Origin of the sequence: Kitasatospora sp. NPDC057223, assembly GCF_042669755.1 — a bacterium.
Classification (GTDB): Bacteria; Actinomycetota; Actinomycetes; order Streptomycetales; family Streptomycetaceae; genus Kitasatospora.
This window is the reverse complement of record NZ_JBHUWW010000048.1, coordinates 1-18,900: the sequence shown is the minus strand read 5'-3', so window position 1 is coordinate 18,900 and position 18,900 is coordinate 1. Positions and strand designations below refer to the sequence as shown.

Sequence of the window (18,900 nt, the reverse complement as noted above, 5' to 3'; positions counted from 1 at the left end):
GTCAGGGCTTCGCCTCGGACGCGGGAACCGGGACGAAGCGGTAGACCACCGCGTCGTCGTTGCGGTACACCACGCTGAACTCCGTCGAGCCGTCCACGGCAGCACCGAGCCGGTCCACGGAGTCGGCGGGCATCACACCCGTCAGCAGGCACTCGGCGGCCTGCGCACGGTTGAGGATCAGGTACGCGGGAGTGCCCGGCGCGGCGTAGGCGACCGACTTCTCCAGGCCCGCCAAGGGGTCACGGACCAGCAACTCCTTGGTCCCCTCCGGGCCCTGGTCGAGCTGCACCCGGTCGTGCTGGTCGAAGTCGGCAGCGCTGCCCGGCACGTTGCCGGTCATCGCGACGACGAGCGAGCCGGGCGGGGCCAGCTCGATCATCGCCCGGGCGGCGGTGACCTCCTTGGGCGTGAAGTAGTTCATGTCCTCCTTGCTGTAGTAGCCGAAGAACAGGCCGCCGAGCAGGGACAGCGTCACCACCACCGCGGAGACGGCGCGCAGCCTGGGCCGGCTGCCGGGCTGCAGGACGAGGGCGGCGATCAGGAAGGCGAGCGAGGGCAGTGCGAAGAGGTAGACCCGGAAGATCATCTCGCCGCCGTAGCTGTTCGCGGCCAGCAGCGGGATCGGGCCGAGCGCGGCGAGCGGCAGGCCGCAGTGGCGGATCCACGGGCGGCGCCACAGGGCGGCCAGCGCCAGCAGGAACACGGTGGCGGACAGGCCGCGGTCCACCCACGCGACCAGGACCTGGCCGGGTGCCGCGGCGCCGAGCCCGGCCAGTCCGGAGGAGATGTTGCCGTCCGGAGTGGCCAGCGCCCGGATGAAGTTGGGCAGGTTGGCGGACAGGTACCGGTGCGCCACGGTGGCGTCCCACAGCGTGGTCATGGCCAGCGCCGAGACCAGGACGGGCACCACGGTGCGCCGGTTGCGGCGCGGCAGGGCCAGCATGGCCAGCGTGAAGACCAGCATGATGGGGGTGAGCTGGTGGGAGGAGACGATCGCCGCCTCGACCACCAGGACGAGCCCGAAGCGCACGGGCATCCACCCGCCCGGCGGCAGCCGCCCGGGCGGCGGCTCCGAGCCGCGCAGGGGGTGGGCGCCGCCGGGGTCCGTGCCGGCCGGTGGAGCCCGGCCGGGCAGCTGACGGACCACCATGGCCAGCACCACGACGAAGAGCAGGAAGGCGAAGGCCTGCGGCGCGAAGTAGTCCTGCCCGACCCAGGAGGCGCAGTAGTAGATCCAGACCGCGCCCCAGACCAGTGTGCGGTCCGTGGTGACGGCCCGGTAGAGCAGCAGGAGCGGCCCGAGCAGCAGGGCGTTGATCAGCGGCGGCGCCCAGGCCGCGTACCCGACGGCGGAGTCCAGTCCGGTGACCCGCAGTAACAGCCCGTTGAACGCGAAGAACCCGGGCCACTGGTTGTAGATGTCGAAGCCCGCGGCGCCGGGCACCGGGCCGTTGTGATGGATCATCGCGTCGAGCACGGCGATGTGCTTCCAGGCCCAGGAGTAGCGCAGCGTGGGGTACAGGAGGGTCGGTGTCGCGTGGATGGTCGCGATCAGTCCGAGCACGTAGGCGGTCAGCCAGCGGCTGCTCACCCGCTTGTCACGCACCGCCAGCCAGAAGCCGGCCGAGAGCAGCAGCACCGCGACCCAGTAGAGGACGGGCAGGACCTGCAGCAGGCCGAGGTCCGCCATCGAGGCCAGGTTCACCCGGCGCAGCGACAGCAGCCAGAGCAGCAGGGCGACCGGGAGCAGCAGGTACGGCAGGAGCGAGGAGCCGGAGCGCAGTGCGGCGGCCCGGCCGGCGGCCGGCCGGACCGCACCGGGCCGCTCCCGGGGGGCGGGTTCGGGGGCCTCGGCGGTTACCGCCGGTCGCCCGGACACGACCGTGTCTCTCGGTCCCGGTCCGGCCGGTCCGGGTGCTGGGGGGCGGGCCCGCCGGGTGCGGCGGGCGTCACGAGCCGGCTCCGTCGACTGCGGCGCAGACCCGTCGGGCGGCGTAGTCGGTGCCGCAGACGAAGCGCATCACCGGCCCGAAGGTCGCGGCGGCGGACAGCCCGGTGAAGTACAGCCCGGGAACGGAGGATTCGTAGTCGGCGTCGAGCCGTGGCGCACCGTCGATCCGCTGCACCGCGCGGCGGATCTCCGGGCCCAGGATGCCGATGCGGTCGACGTCCACCCGGTAGCCCGTCGCGGCGAGCACGTGGTCCGTGTCCAGGACCTCGGTGCGCCCCTGCGGGCCGCGCAGCTCCAGTCGCACCCGCCCCGCGGACTCCGCGGCGGAGCCCAGCGTACGACCGGTCAGCAGGGGGACCTGCCCGTCCAGTCGTTCGCGCAGCCACCAGGCGGCGGAGGGTCCGAGCACCGTGCGCACCAGGTGGAGCCGGCTGCGGTCCGGGAGGTGGCGGAACGCCCCGGGGGCGTTGGCGCAGGCGTAGAGCGACCATCCCGGGCCCAGGTTCGAGCCCGGTTTGGCGATCCGGGTCGGCAGCGGCCGGTCGGCCGGCAGGTCGGTCGGGGGCGGGTCGCCGAACAGCAGTGCGGGGGTGCGGGCGACGACGGTGGGTTCGGCCCCCGCCTCGTGCAGCAGGGCGGCGCTCTCCAGCGCGGACTGACCCGCCCCCACCACCGCGACCCGCTGCCCGCTGAAGCGGGACAGGTCCTTGTGGTCCGCGGAGTGCGAGACCAGGCCGCTGTCGGTGAGCCGGTTCAGCGGCTCGGGCACGTAGGCGTAGGGGGTCAGCCCGGTGGCCATCACCACCTTCCGGCTGCTGAACGTCTCGTCGTTGGACAGGGAGACCCGGAACCCGCTCCGGCCGCCGCTGATGGTGCGGACGGCCGTGCGCTCCAGGGAGGGCACGCAGCGCTCCTGGAACCACAGCCCGTAGCGGATGAACTCGGAGACCGGAATGGGGTGTTGGTCGCCCCCGTTGGCCCGGCCCTCGGCAGCCCGGAAGTGTTCGAGCCGGTGCCGGCCGGCGGGGTCGGAGATGGACGACGCGCGGGGCGTGGACTTCAGGTACATACCGGCGGGCATCCGCTCGCTCCAGCTGTCCATCGGTTCGCCGAAGAACCTGGCCGGGACTCCGTGGCCCTCCAGGTGAGCGGCCGTCGCCAGCCCGTACGGCCCCGCGCCGACCACCGTGACATCGATATCGGCGGCGGCCGTCATGGTCGTCGCCGCCCGGAATCCGCGCCGCCACCGGCGGCGTTCGGCTGACAGTGCATTGACATCAGACGCCCTCCTCCGTACAGGCACCCCCGTCCAGCGTGCATCCGGCGGGCGGGGAAGAACACCCCCTCCTTTGTGCCCGGCCGGTTCCGTTCCGTAGCGAAGGGGGTCAAATCGCCCTTCGGCAGCGGTCGTTCACCGGCGTACGGCCGGACGGCTCGCCCGCAGCGCCGGACGGGCCGACAATGGGACTGAGCCTTCCGGCCGTGTTCCTGCCATGAGCCGCTCCAGTTTCGAGGCCCGCACCATGCCGCAACCCCTGATCCTGCCGGACCGTGACGTTCCCGTCCTCCTGGTCAAGGTCGGGCACTACCCCCAGCACCAAGGGGTCGTCGGTGCCGTCCGCAGCTTCGGCCGGATCGGTGTGCCGGTCTACGCCATGGTCGAGGACCGCTTCACGCCGACGGCGGTGTCCCGCTACCTCACCGGGTCGTTCGTCCGGCCGTTCAGCGGGCTGGAGGACCCGGCCGCCATGGTCGCCGCCCTGCGGGAGCTCGGCGGCGCCATCGGTCGCCCCGCCGTCGCGGTGGCGACCGACGACGAGGCGGCCGTGCTGCTGGCCGAGCACGCCGGTGAGCTCGGCGAGCACTTCCTGCTGGCGCCCGTTCCGCCCGCGCTGCCGCGCCGGCTGGCCGACAAGGACGGCCTGTTCCGGATCTGCCGGGAGCACGACGTACCGACCCCGGACGCCTGGGCGCCCGGCGGCCACGAGGAGTTGCTCGGCATCGGCCGCAACCACGGCTACCCGCTGGTGCTCAAGAACCTGGAGCCGTTCACCCGGCTGCGGACACCGGCGGTGGGCCACACCACGGTCGTCCGGGACGAGGCCCAGCTGCTGGAACTCCTGCCACCGGGCTCGCAGCCGTCGGTGCTGGTGCAGCAGTACCTGCCGCCGGAGCAGGCGGAGGACTGGTTCACCCACCTGTGGTGCCCGGCCGACGGCTCCGAACCGCTCGTCTTCACCGGCCTCAAGCTGCGTTCCTGGCCGCCGGGTGCGGGCGTCACCACCCGGGCCCGCGCCCTGCCCAACCCGGTGCTGGCCGACCTCGCGGCCGTCCTGTGCACCCGGATCGGCTACCGGGGCGTGGCCGACCTGGACTGGCGGCTGGACCGCCGCGACGGCCGCTACAAGCTGGTCGACTTCAACCCCAGGACGGGCGCCCAGTTCCGGGTCTTCGAGACGGCCGACGGCCTCGACGTGGTCCGCGCCCTGCACCTGGACCTGACCGGCCGGCCCGTCCCGCGCTCCCCGCAGCGGACCCGCAGCTTCGGCGTCGGCCAGCTCGACCTGCCGGCCGCCGCCGTCTGGGCCTGGCAGCAGCGCCGCCTCCCGCCGGACATCCTGCCCCGGCGCGGCACCGAACGCAGCTGGCTGACCCGCGACGACCCGGCGCCGGCCGCCGCCGAGGCCGTCCGCTTCACGGGCACGGTGGCCCGGCGGCTGCGCCTGGCGCTGCGCCGTCGCCTCAGGACGCTGCGGCCCTGCTGACGGGAGCGCCTTCGGTGGGCTCGCCCGTCCGGGGGTCGAGGTGGAACACGTAGACCCCCTCGTCGGTCTCGACGGTGATCTCGTCGGGGCCGGTCCAGGCGGCGGTGAGGCGCACCCCGGCCGGGTGGGTGGTCTGCCGGCCGAAGCTGCCGAGCTCCCACCGCCGGGTCGACAGTCCCGTCCCCTCGTCCGCCTGGACGGACCAGATCGAGTCGGGCCCGGCCGCACCCTCGTCGACCACCAGGGTGCGGTCGCCGCGGCCCGGTGCGGCGTGGCGCTCGACCCGGTCGCCGCCGCTCCCGAAGGCCGCGCCGAGCAGGCAGAACAGCAGGGTGACCGGCACGGCGAGCGCACCGGCCGCGATGAGCAGCAGGGAGAGCGGGCGGCGGTGGCGCCCGTCCGGCCGGAACAGCGGTGCGACGATCAGCAGTACCGCCGCCACGACCAGCATCCCCGGACGGTCCAGGGCCTCTCCGATCCGCACCAGGCCCCCGGACCTGCGCTCGCGCTCGCCGGCCGCCCAGGCCAGGACGAGCAGCGGGGCGAGGCCGAGGAGCAGTACGAACGTCCGTTCGCTGCGATACCTGCGCACGGGCACGGTTCCCCCCTGGTCGCTGCCGCCCGTCACCCTACCGGTGCGGCCCCGCGTAGCGGTTGGCGGGCCGGGCCAGGCCGAGCAGGCCGCGCAGGGTGCCGGCCTCGTAGGCGGTGCGGAACGCGCCGCGCCGCTGGAGTTCGGGCACCAGGGCGCGGGTGATGCCGGTGAGGTCGTGCGGCAGGGAGCCGGGCCGCAGCCGGAACCCGTCGAGCCCGGCGCCCTGCCGGTCGAGCAGCAGGTCGGCCAGAGCGCCGGGGGTGCCCGTGAAGATCTCCGCGTCCGAGGCGAGGGCGGCGCCGTTCAGGTCGTCCAGCCGCCGCTTGCGTGCAGCGGCCGCTCCCGGCTCCTCGTCCAGGAACACCAGCAGGTCGGCGAAGACCTTGAGCGGCCGGTCGGCGGGCCGGCCGACCACGGCCTTGGCCGCCTCGACCTCGGCGAGGATGCCCACGGCGCCGGCCCGCGAGTGCGGGGTGATGTACACCACGTCCGCGCCGGCCGCGGCGAACTCGTAGGGGATGGAGGCGTGCGCGAGGGCGGTGACCACCGGCTGGCCCTGCGGGGGGCGCGGGGTGATCGAGGGCCCCCGGATGCTGAAGTGCTCCCCCTCGAAGTCGATGTGGTGCAGTTTGTCGCGGTCGATGAAGCGCCCGGTGGCGGCGTCGCGGATCTCCGCGTCGTCCTCCCAGCTGTCCCAGAGCCGCCGGACGGCCTCGACCACCTCGTCGGCCTCGCCGAACAGCGCCCGCAGGCGCTTGGCGATCAGCTCCGAGTCGAGGACGTCGTCCGGGGTCAGGGTGGGGGTGCTCCGCCGGCCGAAGTGGGCGGCGTCGGTGCCCCGCGAGGAGAGCTGCGGACGCCAGCCCGCGCGCCCGCGGCTCACGTGGTCGAGGGTGGCGATGCCGGTGGCGAGGTGGAACGGCTCGGTGTGGGTGACGTTGGTGGTCGGGACGAGGCCGATGTGCGAGGTCAGCGGCGCGAGCCGGGCTGCCAGCAGGACGGCGTCCAGGCTGCCCCGGACCTGGTCGGTCCGGTCGTCCGGCCCGGTGTAGGAGGAGGACTGCAGGCCGAGCGAGTCCTCGAAGGTGACGAGGTCGAGCAGGCCGCGTTCGGCCTCGGTGACCAGGTCGGCCCAGTACCGGGCGCCGAAGATCGCGCCGGGCCGGGCGCCGGTGTCGCGCCAGGCGGCCGGGTGCCAGCCGGCGCCGTCCAGGGCGACGGCGAGGTTGAGCCGGGTCACGATGCCTCCTCTGCGGCCCTGGTGGCCGGTGTGCGGCGGGGTGGTTTCAGGCCCAGGTGGTCGCGCAGCGTGCTGCCGGAGTACTCCGTGCGGTACACGCCCTTCTCCTGGAGCAGCGGCACCACCTTGTCCACCAGTTCGTCCAGGCCCCCGGGCGTCAGGTGCGGGACGAGGACGAAGCCGTCGGCGGCGTCGCTCTGCACGAAGTCGTCGATCGCGTCGGCGACCGTGCGCGGGGTGCCGACGAAGGTCTGCCGCCCGGCGACCTCGATGACCAGTTCACGGATGCTCAGCCCGCGCGCGGCGGCGAGTTCGCGCCACTCGCGGGCCCTGCTGTCCCGGTCCTTGCGGTACTGGGTGTGGCCCTTGAGGACCAGGCTGTCGGGTACGGGGTCGATGTCGGGCAGCGGCCCGTCCGGGTCGTAGGCCGAGAGGTCCCGGCCCCAGACCGCTTCGAGGAGGGTGAGCGCCGTCTGCGGCCCGATCTGGGCCCGGGTGATCTGTGCGGCGCGCTCGGCGGCCTCCTCGGCGGTGTCGCCGAGGACGTACGTGGCACTGGGGATGATCTTCAGGTCCTCGGGGGCGCGGCCGTACTTGGCGAGCCGCCCCTTGACGTCCCGGTAGAAGGCCCGGGCCGGCCCGGGCTCGTCGTACCTGCTGAAGATGACGTCGGCGTCGGAGGCGGCGAACTCGCGGCCCTCGTCCGACTCGCCCGCCTGGATGATCACCGGGTGCCCCTGGGGGCCGCGGGGCGTGTTGAACCGCCCGGCGATGTCGAAGTGCTGCCCCCGGTGCTCGAACGCGCCGACCCCGGCCGGGACGAACTCCCCGGCGTCCTGGTCCGCCCGGACGTCGCCCGGCGCCCAGCTGTCCCACAGCTCGCGTGCGGTGTGCAGGAACTCGGCGGCGCGGGTGTAGCGGTCCGCTTCGTCCAGGAAGCCGCCGCGCCGGAAGTTCTCCCCGGTGAACGCGTCGAAGCTGGTCACCACGTTCCAGGCGGCGCGGCCCTCGCTCAGGTGGTCCAGCGTCGCGAGGCGCCGCGCCACCTCGTACGGCTCGTTGAAGGTGGAGTTGACCGTGGCGGCCAGCCCGAGGTGGGTCGTGACGGCGGCGAGCGCGCTGAGCACGGTCAGCGACTCGGGCCTGCCGACCACGTCGAGGTCGTGGATGCGCCCCTTGTGCTCGCGCAGCCGCAGGCCTTCGGACAGGAAGAAGAAGTCGAACCTGCCGCGTTCCGCGGTCTGCGCCAGCCGCACGAACGAGTCGAGGTCGATCTGGCTGCCGGAGCGGGGGTCGGACCAGACGGTGGTGTGCTGGACGGCGGGGAGCTGCGCGGCGAGGTGTATCTGCTTCACGGGCACGGCGAGGGGGCCTCCTGCGGGAGCGGGATCACTGGATGTGATCGTCCAGCAGGAGGTACGCCGGTGTGGTGGTCACACAAACCATTTCATGAGCTGTTCACGGCCGTTCACAACCCGGCGGGTTGCGGTGTCAGGTGGTCAGGGCGATGGTGTGCCCCGTCACCTCCACCTTGGCCCGCAGGTAGCGGAGGTTGCTGTCGGACAGGTGCACACCGGTCGGCACCCGGCGCCCGATCCCGATGCCGAGGGCGGTCAGCTGCTGCGCCTTGTCGGGATTGTTGCTGAGCAGGTCGATGTCGGGGGCGCCCAGGGCGGCGAGCATCTGGGCGGCGGCGGTGTAGTCCCGGCCGTCCTCGGGCAGGCCGAGGGCCGTGTTCGCGTCGTAGGTGTCCAGGCCGGAGTCCTGGAGGGCGTAGGCGTCCAGCTTGTTGTAGAGGCCGATGCCGCGGCCCTCCTGGCGCAGGTAGAGCAGGTAGCCGCCGGCCTCGCTGATCCGCTCGACGGACTCGCGCAGCTGCGGGCCGCAGTCGCAGCGGTCGGAGCCGAACACGTCGCCGGTGAGGCACTCGGAGTGCAGGCGTACCAGCGGGGTGCCGCGCACCTCGCCGAGGGCGAGGGCCAGGTGTTCGGCGCCGTCTTCGAGGCCGTGGAACGTGAACACCTCGGCGTCCGCCCGGTAGCCGTCGGGGAAGGTGAGCGGGATGCGCACGCGAGAGCGCACGGTGGCGGTGCCGTGCTGCGGCATGCCGGGCCTCCGATGCTGCGGGAATGGAACGGGGGGTGACTGGTTCAGATTCGAACCGTTGGACGATGCCGACCGTACCTTGTAGTTCCAATTTGAACAACCCACTCCCGGGCCCTGCCGCCCCGGGCGGGCCACCGGCCCCGTTCGGCCCACCAGCCGCACCCGCCCCGCCCGCACCGTCGCATCCTGGGCTGGGGAGCCGACCCGGGCCCCCGAGCCGCGGAGAGGACCACGAGCAGATGAAACTCACCACCGTGACCGTCGGTGGGCCCTGCTGGGCCGAGATCGCCACCTCGGATCCGGCGGCCGCCAAGGCCTTCTACGGCGAACTCTTCGCCTGGCGCGCCGAGACCGACCCGCGCCCCGAGGCGGGCGGCTACACGATGATGATGCTCGGTGACGCCCCGGCCGCCGGTCTCAGCCCGCTGTACGGCCCGGGGCAGCGCACCGGATGGACGGTCTCGTTCAGCGTCACGGACGCCGACGCCACCGTCGCGAAGGTCACCGCAGCCGGTGGCCGGGCGGTGATGGAGCCGATGGAGGTGCTCGACATCGGCCGGTTCGCCGTCGTCGCCGACCCGTCCGGCGCCGTCTTCTCGCTCTGGCAGGCCCGGAGCTTCGCCGGCGCGGGAGTGTTCAACGACCCGGGCGCGCTCGGCTGGGTGGAGCTGCTCACCCGGGACACCGAGGGGTCGGCGGCGTTCTACCCCGCCGTCCTCGGCTGGTCCGTCAACGCCGGTGAGTCGTACACCCAGTGGGGCCTCGACGGCGCCGACTTCGGCGGGATGCTCGCCATGGGCGAGCAGTTCCCGGCGCACCTGCCGCCGCACTGGCTGCCCTACTTCGCGGTCGCCGACGTCGACGTCACGGCGAGCCGGGCCGCCGGGCTGGGCGGCGAGGTGGTGATGGCGCCCTCCTCCATCGGCGGCGTCCGGCGGATCGCCGTGCTGCGGGATCCGCAGGGCGGGGTGTTCGGCGTCTACCAGGCCGGGACGGACGGCTGATCCTTCGCGCCCACCGCGGCGGGCCCGCCCGACGGCCGCCGCCGCCGCGGCCGGGGCCGCAGGGCGAACGCGCCCGCGACGGCCGTGACCGCGACCGCCGTCACCGGCACCACGTCGCCGATCCGGTCGTACCAGGTGCGGGCCTGCGGGGCGGCCAGTGCGAGGTCCACGGTGAGCGCGCCCGTCCGGTCGGTGCCGAGCCGGGCGATCTCCCGGCCCTGGGCGTCGAAGGCGGCCGAGACGCCGGTCAGCGAGGCCTGCACCACCGGGCGGCCGGTCTCGGCGGCCCGCAGCGCACCCAGCGAGACGTGCTGTTCGGGCGCCCAGGTGTGCTGGAAGGTGGACGTCGCGGACTGGTAGACCAGCAGCCGCGCGCCCTCGGTGGCGGCCACCCGCGACATGTCGGGGAAGGCCGACTCGAAGCAGACCAGCGCGCCGACCGGCAGCGGCCGGCCGTCGCGGCCGACCGGGTGCAGGACGTGGAAGGCGCTGCCGGGGGCACGGTTCTCGCCGGCCGCCCGGCTCACGCCCGCGATCCAGCCGAGCACCGGCCGCAGCGGGATGTACTCGCCGAACGGGACGAGGCGGATCTTCCGGTAGCGGTCCTCGACGCCGTCCGGGCCGATCAGCACCGCGTCCTTGGAGATCCTCCCGTCGCCCTTGCGGGCGTCCTCCCCGGCCAGCAGCGGGGCCCCCGTCGCGGCGGACAGCGCGCGCAGCCGCTCCAGCACGGCGGTGTCCCGGTCCAGGTCGGCGGTGGTGCTGCTCTCGCCCCAGACCACCAGGTCGACGGGCCGCCCGGCGAGGGCGGCGGTGGCGTTGACGCTCGCGTCCAGGCGCTGCCCCGCGTCCTCGACGATGCCCGGCTGGACCAGCGCGACCGTCGCGCGGCCGTCCGGGGCCGGCTGGGTGCGCAGCGCGAACAGCACCGGGCCGGCCAGCAGAACCAGCGCGCCGGCGCCGGCCGCCAGCACGCGGACCGGCCACCGGCGGGTGCAGAGCAGCACCACCACCGCCGTGTTGGCGGCCACCACGGCGGCGCTGACCAGCCAGATCCCGCCCGCGGCGGCCAGCGCCAGCACCGCCGGATGCTGCCACTGGGTGGCGCCGAGCAGGGCCCACGGGCCGCCGAGCGCCTGCCAGGAGCGCGCGAACTCGGTGGTCACCCACACCGCCGGCACCACCACCAGCGCGGCCAGCGCCCGGCCGGCGGTCACCGGCGGGCGCAGCAGCCGCCACACCGCGAAGCCCACACCGGCCTGGAGCGCACCGAACAGCACCGCCAGCACCGGCAGCGCCGGGCCGATCGAGGGGATCAGCCAGTACATCGCGGTGAGGATGAACCCGGCGCCGAACCACCAGCCCCGCACGGCGGCCTCCCGCGCACTCGGCGCCCGCTGCATCAGCAGCAGACCGGGCACCAGGCAGACCCAGGCCAGTGCCGCGAGACCGGCCCCCGGGAAGCAGAGCACCGGGACGGCGCCCGCGACGAGCGCGGCGTACCGCGGGGGCCGGGTCAGCGCGAATCGGAGCGACATCCTCCGATTGTCCGCCCCGGGGGTGGATGTCACCAGGTCACCGGGCCGGTGACGGCGGAATTCGCGGACTTTGAAGATCAGCACGGGCGCCGCCTACCCGCTGGGGCGGGCGGCACCCGTCGGCCGTCAGCCCTCGCCCTCCAGGTCGCCCTCGCTCTCCAGGAACGCGGCCTGGAGCTGCTCGATCAGCTCCGGGTCGGGTTCGGCCCACAGGCCCCGGCTCGCCGCCTCCAGCAGCCGCTCGCTGATCCCGTGCAGCGCCCAGGGGTTGGCGCCCGCCAGGAACTCGCGGTTGGTCGGGTCGAGCACGTACTCCTGGGTGAGCTTCTCGTACATCCAGTCGGCGACCACGCCGGTGGTGGCGTCGTAGCCGAACAGGTAGTCGACGGTCGCCGCCATCTCGAAGGCGCCCTTGTACCCGTGCCGGCGCATCGCCTCGATCCAGCGCGGGTTGACGACCCGGGCGCGGAAGACCCGGGCCGCCTCCTCGGTGAGGGTGCGGGTGCGCACCGTCTCGGGCCGGGTCGAGTCGCCGATGTACGCCGTCGGCGCCTTGCCGGTGAGCGCCCGGACGGTGGCCACCATGCCGCCGTGGTACTGGAAGTAGTCGTCCGAGTCGGCGATGTCGTGCTCGCGGGTGTCGGTGTTCTTCGCCGCCACGGTGATCCGCTTGTACGCGGTCTCCATCTCCTCGCGGGCCGGGCGGCCCCCGAGGTCGCGGCCGTAGGCGTAGCCGCCCCAGACCGTGTAGACCTCGGCGAGGTCGGCGTCGGTGCGCCAGTCCCGGCTGTCGATCAGCTGGAGCAGACCGGCCCCGTAGGTGCCCGGGCGGGAGCCGAACACCCGGACGGTGGCCTTGCGTTCGTCACCGTGCTCGGCCAGGTCCGCCTGGACGTGGGCCCGGACGAAGTTGTCCTCGTCGGCCTCCTCCTGGCGGGCGGCCAGGCGCACCGCGTCGTCCAGCAGGTTGACCACGTGCGGGAAGGCGTCCCGGAAGAAGCCCGAGATGCGCAGCGTCACGTCGATCCGCGGACGCCCGAGTTCGGCCAGGCCGATCGGTTCCAGGCCGGTGACCCGGCGCGAGGCGTCGTCCCAGACCGGGCGCACGCCGAGCAGGGCGAACGCCTCGGCGATGTCGTCGCCGGCCGTGCGCATCGCGCTGGTGCCCCACAGCGAGAGGCCGACCGAGGGCGGGTAGGCGCCGTCGTTGTCCGCCCGGTAGCGCTCGACCAGCGAGGCGGCCAGCGCCTGGCCGGTCTCCCAGGCGAGCCGGCTGGGCACCGCCTTCGGGTCGACGGAGTAGAAGTTGCGCCCGGTCGGCAGGACGTTGACCAGCCCGCGCAGCGGCGAGCCGGACGGGCCGGCCTTCACGAAGCCGCCGCCGAGCGCGTGCACGACGGCGTCCAGCTCGTCCGTGGTCGCGGCGAGGCGCGGGACGACCTGGTGGGCCGCGAAGGCCAGCACCTCGGCGACGGCGGGCGGCAGGCCGGCGGCGATCTTCTCGACCGCCTCCGGCGCCCAGTCCTCGGCCTCCATCGCCTCGACCAGCTCACGGGCCTTCGCCTCGGCCGCGTCGGTCGCGCCGAGGGTCAGCGCGGACTCGTCCAGGCCGAGCGCCTCGCGCAGGCCGGGCAGCGCGGCGACGCCGCCCCAGATCTGCCGGGCGCGCAGGATCGCGAGCACGATGTTGACCCGGTCGACGCCGGCCGGGGCCTGGCCCAGCACGTGCAGCCCGTCGCGGATCTGGGCGTCCTTGACCTCGCAGAGCCAGCCGTCGACGTGCAGCAGGAAGTCGTCGAAGCCGTCGTCCTCGGGTCGCTCGTCCAGTCCGAGGTCGTGGTCGAGGCGGGCGGCCTGGATCAGCGTCCAGATCTGGGCCCGGACGGCCGGCAGCTTGGCCGGGTCCATCGCGGCGATGTTGGCGTGCTCGTCGAGCAGCTGCTCCAGGCGCGCGATGTCGCCGTAGCTCTCGGCCCGGGCCATCGGCGGCACCAGGTGGTCGACCAGGGTGGCGTGGGCGCGCCGCTTGGCCTGGGTGCCCTCGCCCGGGTCGTTCACCAGGAAGGGGTAGACCAGCGGCAGGTCGCCGAGCGCGGCGTCCGGGCCGCAGTCGGCGGACAGCGCGGCGGTCTTGCCGGGCAGCCACTCCAGGTTGCCGTGCTTGCCGAGGTGGACGACCGCGTCGGCGCCGAAGCCGCCGTCCTCCTGCGCCGCCGCGATCCAGCGGTAGGCGGCCAGGTAGTGGTGCGAGGGGGGCAGGTCCGGGTCGTGGTAGATCGCGACCGGGTTCTCGCCGAAGCCGCGCGGCGGCTGGATCAGCACGAGCAGGTTCCCGGCCCGCAGGCCGGCCAGCACGATGTCGCCGTCGGGGTTGCGGCTGCGGTCGACGTACAGCTCGCCGGGCGCCGGGCCCCAGTGCCGCTCGACCTCCTCGCGCAGGCCGGCGGGCAGTTCGGCGTACCAGCGCCGGTAGTCGGCGGCGGGGATGCGGACGGGATTGCGGGCGAGCTGGTCCTCGGTCAGCCAGTCCTGGTCGTAGCCGCCGGCCGCGATCAACGCGTGGATCAGCGCGTCGCCCTCGTGAGAGTCGTCGCCGTCGGCGGCGGGCGCGAGACCCGGCAGCGCGTCCGGGCCGTCCAGCGGGCCGAGGTCCATGCCCTCCTCGCGCAGCCGGGTGAGCAGTCGCATCGCGCTGGCCGGGGTGTCCAGGCCGACCGCGTTGCCGACCCGGGCGTGCTTGGTCGGGTACGCGGACAGCACCAGCGCGAGCCGGCGCTCGGCGGCCGGGATGTAGCGCAGCCGGGCGTGCCGCACCGCGATCCCGGCGACCCGGGCGGCGCGCTCGGGGTCGGCCGCGTAGACGGTCAGGCCGTCCTCGTCCAGCTCCTTGAAGGAGAACGGGACGGTGATCAGCCGGCCGTCGAACTCGGGGACGGCGACCTGCGTCGCGGTGTCCAGCGGGGAGAGGCCGTCGTCGCTGGCCTCCCAGGCGGCGCGCGACCAGGTCAGGCAGAGCGCCTGGAGGATCGGCCGGTCCAGCGCGGCGAGCGCGCCCGCGTCCCAGGCCTCCTCGTCGCCGCCGGCCGAGGCGTCGGCCGGCCGGGTGCCGCCGGCCGCCAGCACGGTGGTGATGATCGCGTCGGCCGTGCCCAGCTCGGCCAGCAGCCCGGGCTCCGCGCCGCGCAGCGAGGAGCAGTACAGCGGCCGGGGCCGGGCGCCCTTGTCCTCGATGGCCCGGCAGAGCGTCTCGACGAAGGCGGTGTTGCCGCTCATGTGGTGGGCGCGGTAGTAGAGCACCGCGATGACCGGGCCGTCGGCGTTCTCCGCCGTCGCGGTGCGCTCCAGCGGCCCCCACTCGGGGGCGGAGGCGGGCGCGGCGAAGCCGTGGCCGGTGAGCAGCACGGTGTCGGACAGGAAGGCGCCCAGTTCGGCGAGGTTCGCCGGGCCGCCGTGGGCGAGGTAGGCGTGCGCCTCGGCGGCGATGCCGGCGGGGACGGTGGACAGCTCCATCAGCTGGGCGTCGGGTGCCTGCTCACCGGTCAGCACGATCACCGGGCGGGGCCCGGCCAGCAGCGCGTCCAGGCCCTCCTGCCAGGCGCGGCGCCCGCCGAGCAGCCGGACGACCACCAGGTCGGTGCCCTCCACCAGCGCGGGGAGGTCGTCGGCGGTCAGCCGGGCCGGGTTGCCGAGGCGGAACGGGACGGGGCCCTCGGCGGCCCGGGCACTGAGCAGGTCGGTGTCCGAGGTCGACAGAAGCAGGATCATGCGAAGGCCCTCCCGGCCTCGATGGACCCCTCCTGCCCGGTACGGGCAGTGAGGGCGGGCACGGGCACGAGCAGGGGCGGCGGCACCGGGGTGAGCCCGGGCGCAGGCATGCGGCGGCGCATAGGTCGAGCCTTCCTCGGGGTCCGCGCCCCGTGGGGTGTCCCCCCGGCCGGAGACCGGGGGAGAGTCGAGGACGGCAGGAGTTCCTGGCTCCCACGGCGGTGAACCGTGGTCACAGTGGCGGGACCGCACCGGGTTTGCACCGGTTTCCTCCCCTTTGCGCCGTCTCTGGCGTGAGCGGACCACAAGGATCCGCCCGGGAGCATAGTAGGCGCTGGGGGTGATCCACGGGACAGAGCGTCCGGTCGGATCATCGGTATGCTCGCGGCCATGTCACCCTCGACCGACCCCGCCGCCCAGGGCTCCGGCGGGCCCGACCGGGCCCGCGAGGACGCGTGCCCGGGGACCCTTCGCCTACATACGGCCGACGACGGGGCCCTCGCCCGAGTCCGGCTGCCCGGCGGACTGCTGACGGTGGATCAGGTACGGGTGCTGGCCGACGCCGCCGAAGGGCTGGGCGACGGCTCGCTGGAGACCACCTCGCGCGGCAACGTCCAACTGCGCGGCCTGCCGGACGACTGCGGCTCACAGCTCGGCGCCCGGCTGCGCGCCGCCGGCCTGCTCCCCTCCGACCGGCACGAGCGCATCCGCAACATCGTCGCCTCGCCGCTCGCCGGTGTCGACGGCAACGGCCATGCGGACACGACGACTTGGGTCCGCGCGCTGGACGCGGCCCTGTGCGCCGCCGACTGGACCACCGGCCTCTCCGGCCGCTTCCTGTTCGCCCTCGACGACGGCCGGGGCGACGTCGCCGGGCTCGACGCCGATGTGACATTGATCGCAACCCCCGACGGCGCGGCACTCCTGCGCCTGGGCCGTGCCACCAGGGCCTTCGAGGTGCCGGCCGCCGAGGCCGTACCGGCCGCGCTGCTCGCCGCCGAACGCTTCCTCGCCCTGCTGCGCAGCACCGGCACCCGGGCCTGGCGGATCCGCGAGGCCGACCCGGACGGCACCCTGCTCACCCTCCCCGGCCTGCCCGTACGCACCCTGCCCGCACTTCCCGGCACCCTGCCGCAGGCCGGCCCGGTCGCCGGGCCCTGCGGCCGGTACGCGCTCTGCGCAGGGCTGCCCTTCGGCCGGGCCACGGCCGCCGGATGGCGGCTGCTCGCCGACGCCGCCGAGGCCGGCGCGGGCAGCCTGCGGGTCACCCCGTGGCGGGGCGTGGTGATCCCCGGACTCCCGCCGGACGCCGCCGGCCCCTGGGCCCGGCGTATCGCGGCCGCCGGCCCGGGGCTCGACCCGCACTCCCCGTGGGAGGGGGCGATGGCCTGCACCGGCACCCCCGGCTGCGCCAGGTCGCTCGCGGACGTCCGGGCCGACGCGGCCCGCGCCCTCGCCGCTGACGGCCCCGCCGGGCAGCGGCTGCTGCCCGTGCACTGGTCGGGCTGCGCCCGCCGGTGCGGACACCCCGCGGGGGAGTGGGTGGACGTCCTCGCCACGGGGGACGGTTACCAGGTGTCCGTCCGCCCGGGCCCGCCGCAGGATCCCCCGCGGTCGGTGGAACAGCAGTCGGTGGAACAGCGGCCGGTGGAACAGCCGGCAGTGGAACAGCCGGCAGTGGAACAGCCGGCAGTGACAACGCAAGAGATGGCCGAAGCAGTGGCCCGGGCCCGGAGGACGAAGTGATCGAGTACGAGAAGGACGGGGCGGCCATCTACCGCGAGTCCTTTGCCACCATCCGGGCCGAGGCCGACCTGGCGGGCCTGCCCGCCGACGTCTCACAGGTCGTGGTGCGCATGATCCACGCGTGCGGCATGACCGACCTGGTCGAGGACCTGCTCTGGTCCCCGCGCGTCGTCGCGGACGCCCGCGCGGCGCTGCGGGCCGGCGCGCCGGTCCTGTGCGACGTGTCGATGGTCGCGAGCGGGGTGACCCGCAAGCGGCTGCCCGCCGACAACGAGGTCATCTGCACGCTCTCCGACCCGTCCGTCCCCGAGCTGGCGAAGCGGATGGGAAACACCCGCAGCGCCGCCGCGATGGAGCTGTGGCTGCCCCGGCTGGAGGGCGCGGTGGTCGCCGTCGGCAACGCGCCGACCTCGCTGTTCCGGCTGCTGGAGATGATCGAGGCCGGTGCCCCGCGCCCGGCCGCCGTGATCGGCGTGCCGGTCGGCTTCATCGGCGCCGCCGAGTCCAAGCAGGCCCTGGCCGAACACCCCTCCGCCCTGGAGCACCTGGTGGTCCGCGGCCGCCGCGGCGGCAGCGCGATGGCCGCCGCCGCCATCAACGCGATTGCGAGTGAAGAAGAGTGACGGACAACCAGTCGAAGCCGGGCCGGCTCTACGGGGTCGGCCTGGGCCCGGGCGACCCGTCGCTGGTGACCGTCCGCGCAGCCGAACTCATCGGCAAGGCGGACGTGGTGGCGTACCACAGTGCCCGGCACGGCCGCTCGATCGCCCGTTCGATCGCCGAACGTTATCTGACGCCCGGTCAGATCGAGGAGCGACTGGTCTACCCGGTCACCGTCGAGACCACCGACCACCCCGGCGGCTACCGGGGCGCCATCGACGAGTTCTACGAGGAGGCCGCCGCCCGGCTGGCCGCCCACCTGGACGCCGGTCGCGACGTGGTGGTGCTCGCCGAGGGCGACCCGCTCTTCTACGGCTCGTACCAGCACATGCACAAGCGGCTCGCGCACCGCTACCCGACCGAGGTGGTGCCCGGCGTGACCTCGGTCAGCGCCGCCGCCGCCCGGCTCGGCCGGGCGCTGGTGGAGGCCGAGGAGGTGCTGACGATCCTGCCCGGCACGCTGCCGGAGGAGGAGCTGGCGGCCCGGATCGCGTCCACCGACTCGGCCGTGATCATGAAGCTCGGCCGGACCTTCCCGACCGTCCGCCGCGCCCTGGAGCGGGCCGGCCGGCTGGCCGACGCCCAGTACGTCGAGCGCGCCACCATGGACGGCGAGCGGACGGCGCCGCTCGCCGACGTCGACCCGGACAGCGTCCCGTACTTCTCGGTCGCCGTCCTGCCGAGCCGGATCGGACTGCCGACGGACACCGCCCGGACCGCCGGGCCCGCCGGGTCGGCCGCCGCCGTCGGCGAGGTCGTCGTCGTCGGCCTCGGCCCGGCCGGCCCGCTCTGGCTCACCCCCGAGGCCCGCGGCGAACTCGCCGCCGCCGACGACCTGGTGGGCTACACCACCTACGTCGACCGGGTGCCGCTGCGGGCCGGCCAGCGCCGGCACGGCTCCGACAACAAGGTCGAGTCCGAGCGCGCCGAGTTCGCCCTCGACCTGGCCCGCCAGGGCCGGCGGGTCGCCGTCGTCTCCTCCGGCGACCCGGGCGTCTTCGCGATGGCCACCGCCGTCCTGGAGGTCGCCTGCGAGGAGCGGTACGGCGACGTGCCCGTCCGGATCGTCCCCGGCATGACCGCCGCCCACGCGGCCGCCTCCCGGGCCGGCGCGCCGCTCGGCCACGACTACGCCGTGGTCTCGCTCTCCGACCGCCTCAAGCCCTGGGAGGTGGTGGCCCAGCGGCTGAACGCCGCCGCCTCGGCCGACCTCGTCCTCGCGCTCTACAACCCCGGCTCGCAGTCCCGCACCACCCAGGTCGGCCTCGCCCGCGACCTGCTGCTGGAGCACCGGGCCGCCGACACCCCGGTGGTGATGGCCCGCGACGTCGGCGGCCCCACCGAGCGGGTCCGCACCGTGCGGCTCGCCGACCTCGACCCGGCCGAGGTCGACATGCGGACGATCCTGCTGATCGGCTCCTCGCAGACCCAGGCCGTCCGGCGCGGCAACGGCACCGAGGTCGTCTGGACCCCGCGCCGCTACCCGCCGGTCTGACCGGCGCCGGCCCGGATCCGGGGTCACCCCGGATC

General features: G+C 74.7%; 13 protein-coding genes and 1 riboswitch. Of the genes, 5 read left to right on the top strand and 8 right to left on the bottom strand.

From position 1 onward, the window contains the following. Window position 1: 1 nt before the first annotated feature. Both ACFUK0_RS18670 and ACFUK0_RS18665 read right to left on the bottom strand, forming a co-directional pair. The gene (locus ACFUK0_RS18670) at window positions 2-1,879 is read right to left on the bottom strand and encodes a glycosyltransferase (protein ID WP_380251451.1); all 1,878 of its coding nucleotides are present in this window, start codon (window positions 1,877-1,879) and stop codon (window positions 2-4) included. 70 nt (window positions 1,880-1,949) lie between these two features. Further along, on the bottom strand, window positions 1,950-3,167 hold the full coding sequence (locus tag ACFUK0_RS18665) for an NAD(P)-binding domain-containing protein (protein WP_380251449.1): 1,218 nt from the start codon (window positions 3,165-3,167) through the stop codon (window positions 1,950-1,952). Window positions 3,168-3,444: 277 nt separating this feature from the next. On the opposite strand from ACFUK0_RS18665, the gene ACFUK0_RS18660 reads away from it, so the two are divergent. Further along, the gene (locus ACFUK0_RS18660; RefSeq protein ID WP_380251447.1) at window positions 3,445-4,716 is read left to right on the top strand and encodes an ATP-grasp domain-containing protein; all 1,272 of its coding nucleotides are present in this window, start codon (window positions 3,445-3,447) and stop codon (window positions 4,714-4,716) included. On the opposite strand, the gene ACFUK0_RS18655 is transcribed toward ACFUK0_RS18660, so the two are convergent. From ACFUK0_RS18655 to ribA, 4 genes are all read right to left on the bottom strand, one after another. After that, window positions 4,694-5,308, bottom strand: coding sequence for a hypothetical protein (locus ACFUK0_RS18655; RefSeq protein ID WP_380251445.1), 615 nt, complete (start codon window positions 5,306-5,308; stop codon window positions 4,694-4,696). The two genes, ACFUK0_RS18660 and ACFUK0_RS18655, sit on opposite strands and share 23 nt — an antisense overlap. Window positions 5,309-5,345: 37 nt before the next feature. Further along, on the bottom strand, window positions 5,346-6,551 hold the full coding sequence (locus ACFUK0_RS18650; RefSeq protein WP_380251443.1) for an LLM class flavin-dependent oxidoreductase: 1,206 nt from the start codon (window positions 6,549-6,551) through the stop codon (window positions 5,346-5,348). Next, complete coding sequence (locus ACFUK0_RS18645) at window positions 6,548-7,906, bottom strand: NtaA/DmoA family FMN-dependent monooxygenase (RefSeq protein WP_380251507.1); 1,359 nt, start codon at window positions 7,904-7,906, stop codon at window positions 6,548-6,550. The genes ACFUK0_RS18650 and ACFUK0_RS18645 overlap by 4 nt, the downstream gene beginning before the upstream one ends. Before the next feature lie 136 nt (window positions 7,907-8,042). Next, the gene (gene ribA / locus ACFUK0_RS18640) at window positions 8,043-8,657 is read right to left on the bottom strand and encodes a GTP cyclohydrolase II (protein ID WP_380251441.1); all 615 of its coding nucleotides are present in this window, start codon (window positions 8,655-8,657) and stop codon (window positions 8,043-8,045) included. A 239-nt stretch (window positions 8,658-8,896) separates the two neighbouring features. Between ribA and ACFUK0_RS18635 the strand changes: the two genes are divergently transcribed. Continuing rightward, window positions 8,897-9,661: a VOC family protein gene (locus ACFUK0_RS18635; protein ID WP_380251439.1), complete on the top strand. Its 765-nt coding sequence runs from the start codon at window positions 8,897-8,899 to the stop codon at window positions 9,659-9,661. Here the strand turns inward: ACFUK0_RS18635 and lnt are convergent. Together lnt and cobN are read right to left on the bottom strand one after the other, a co-directional pair. After that, the gene (gene lnt / locus ACFUK0_RS18630) at window positions 9,637-11,199 is read right to left on the bottom strand and encodes an apolipoprotein N-acyltransferase (protein WP_380251437.1); all 1,563 of its coding nucleotides are present in this window, start codon (window positions 11,197-11,199) and stop codon (window positions 9,637-9,639) included. The two genes, ACFUK0_RS18635 and lnt, sit on opposite strands and share 25 nt — an antisense overlap. A gap of 126 nt (window positions 11,200-11,325) precedes the next feature. After that, window positions 11,326-14,964 carry a cobaltochelatase subunit CobN gene (gene cobN / locus ACFUK0_RS18625; protein WP_380251435.1) on the bottom strand — a complete coding sequence of 1,213 codons (3,639 nt, stop codon included), beginning with the start codon at window positions 14,962-14,964 and terminating at the stop codon, window positions 11,326-11,328. A 177-nt stretch (window positions 14,965-15,141) separates the two neighbouring features. Beyond that, window positions 15,142-15,286, bottom strand: a riboswitch (cobalamin riboswitch). Between the two features lie 68 nt (window positions 15,287-15,354). Between cobN and cobG the strand changes: the two genes are divergently transcribed. From cobG to ACFUK0_RS18610, 3 genes are read left to right on the top strand one after another with little or no spacing between them, the layout of a single operon-like run. Further along, window positions 15,355-16,710 carry a precorrin-3B synthase gene (gene cobG, locus ACFUK0_RS18620; protein ID WP_380251433.1) on the top strand — a complete coding sequence of 452 codons (1,356 nt, stop codon included), beginning with the start codon at window positions 15,355-15,357 and terminating at the stop codon, window positions 16,708-16,710. Continuing rightward, the gene (locus ACFUK0_RS18615; protein WP_380251431.1) at window positions 16,707-17,333 is read left to right on the top strand and encodes a precorrin-8X methylmutase; all 627 of its coding nucleotides are present in this window, start codon (window positions 16,707-16,709) and stop codon (window positions 17,331-17,333) included. Before cobG ends, ACFUK0_RS18615 begins: the two co-directional genes overlap by 4 nt. Continuing rightward, entirely contained in the window at window positions 17,330-18,865 is a 1,536-nt protein-coding gene (locus ACFUK0_RS18610; protein WP_380251429.1) for a precorrin-2 C(20)-methyltransferase, read from the top strand. The genes ACFUK0_RS18615 and ACFUK0_RS18610 overlap by 4 nt, the downstream gene beginning before the upstream one ends. The last annotated feature ends 35 nt before the right edge of the window (window positions 18,866-18,900 follow it).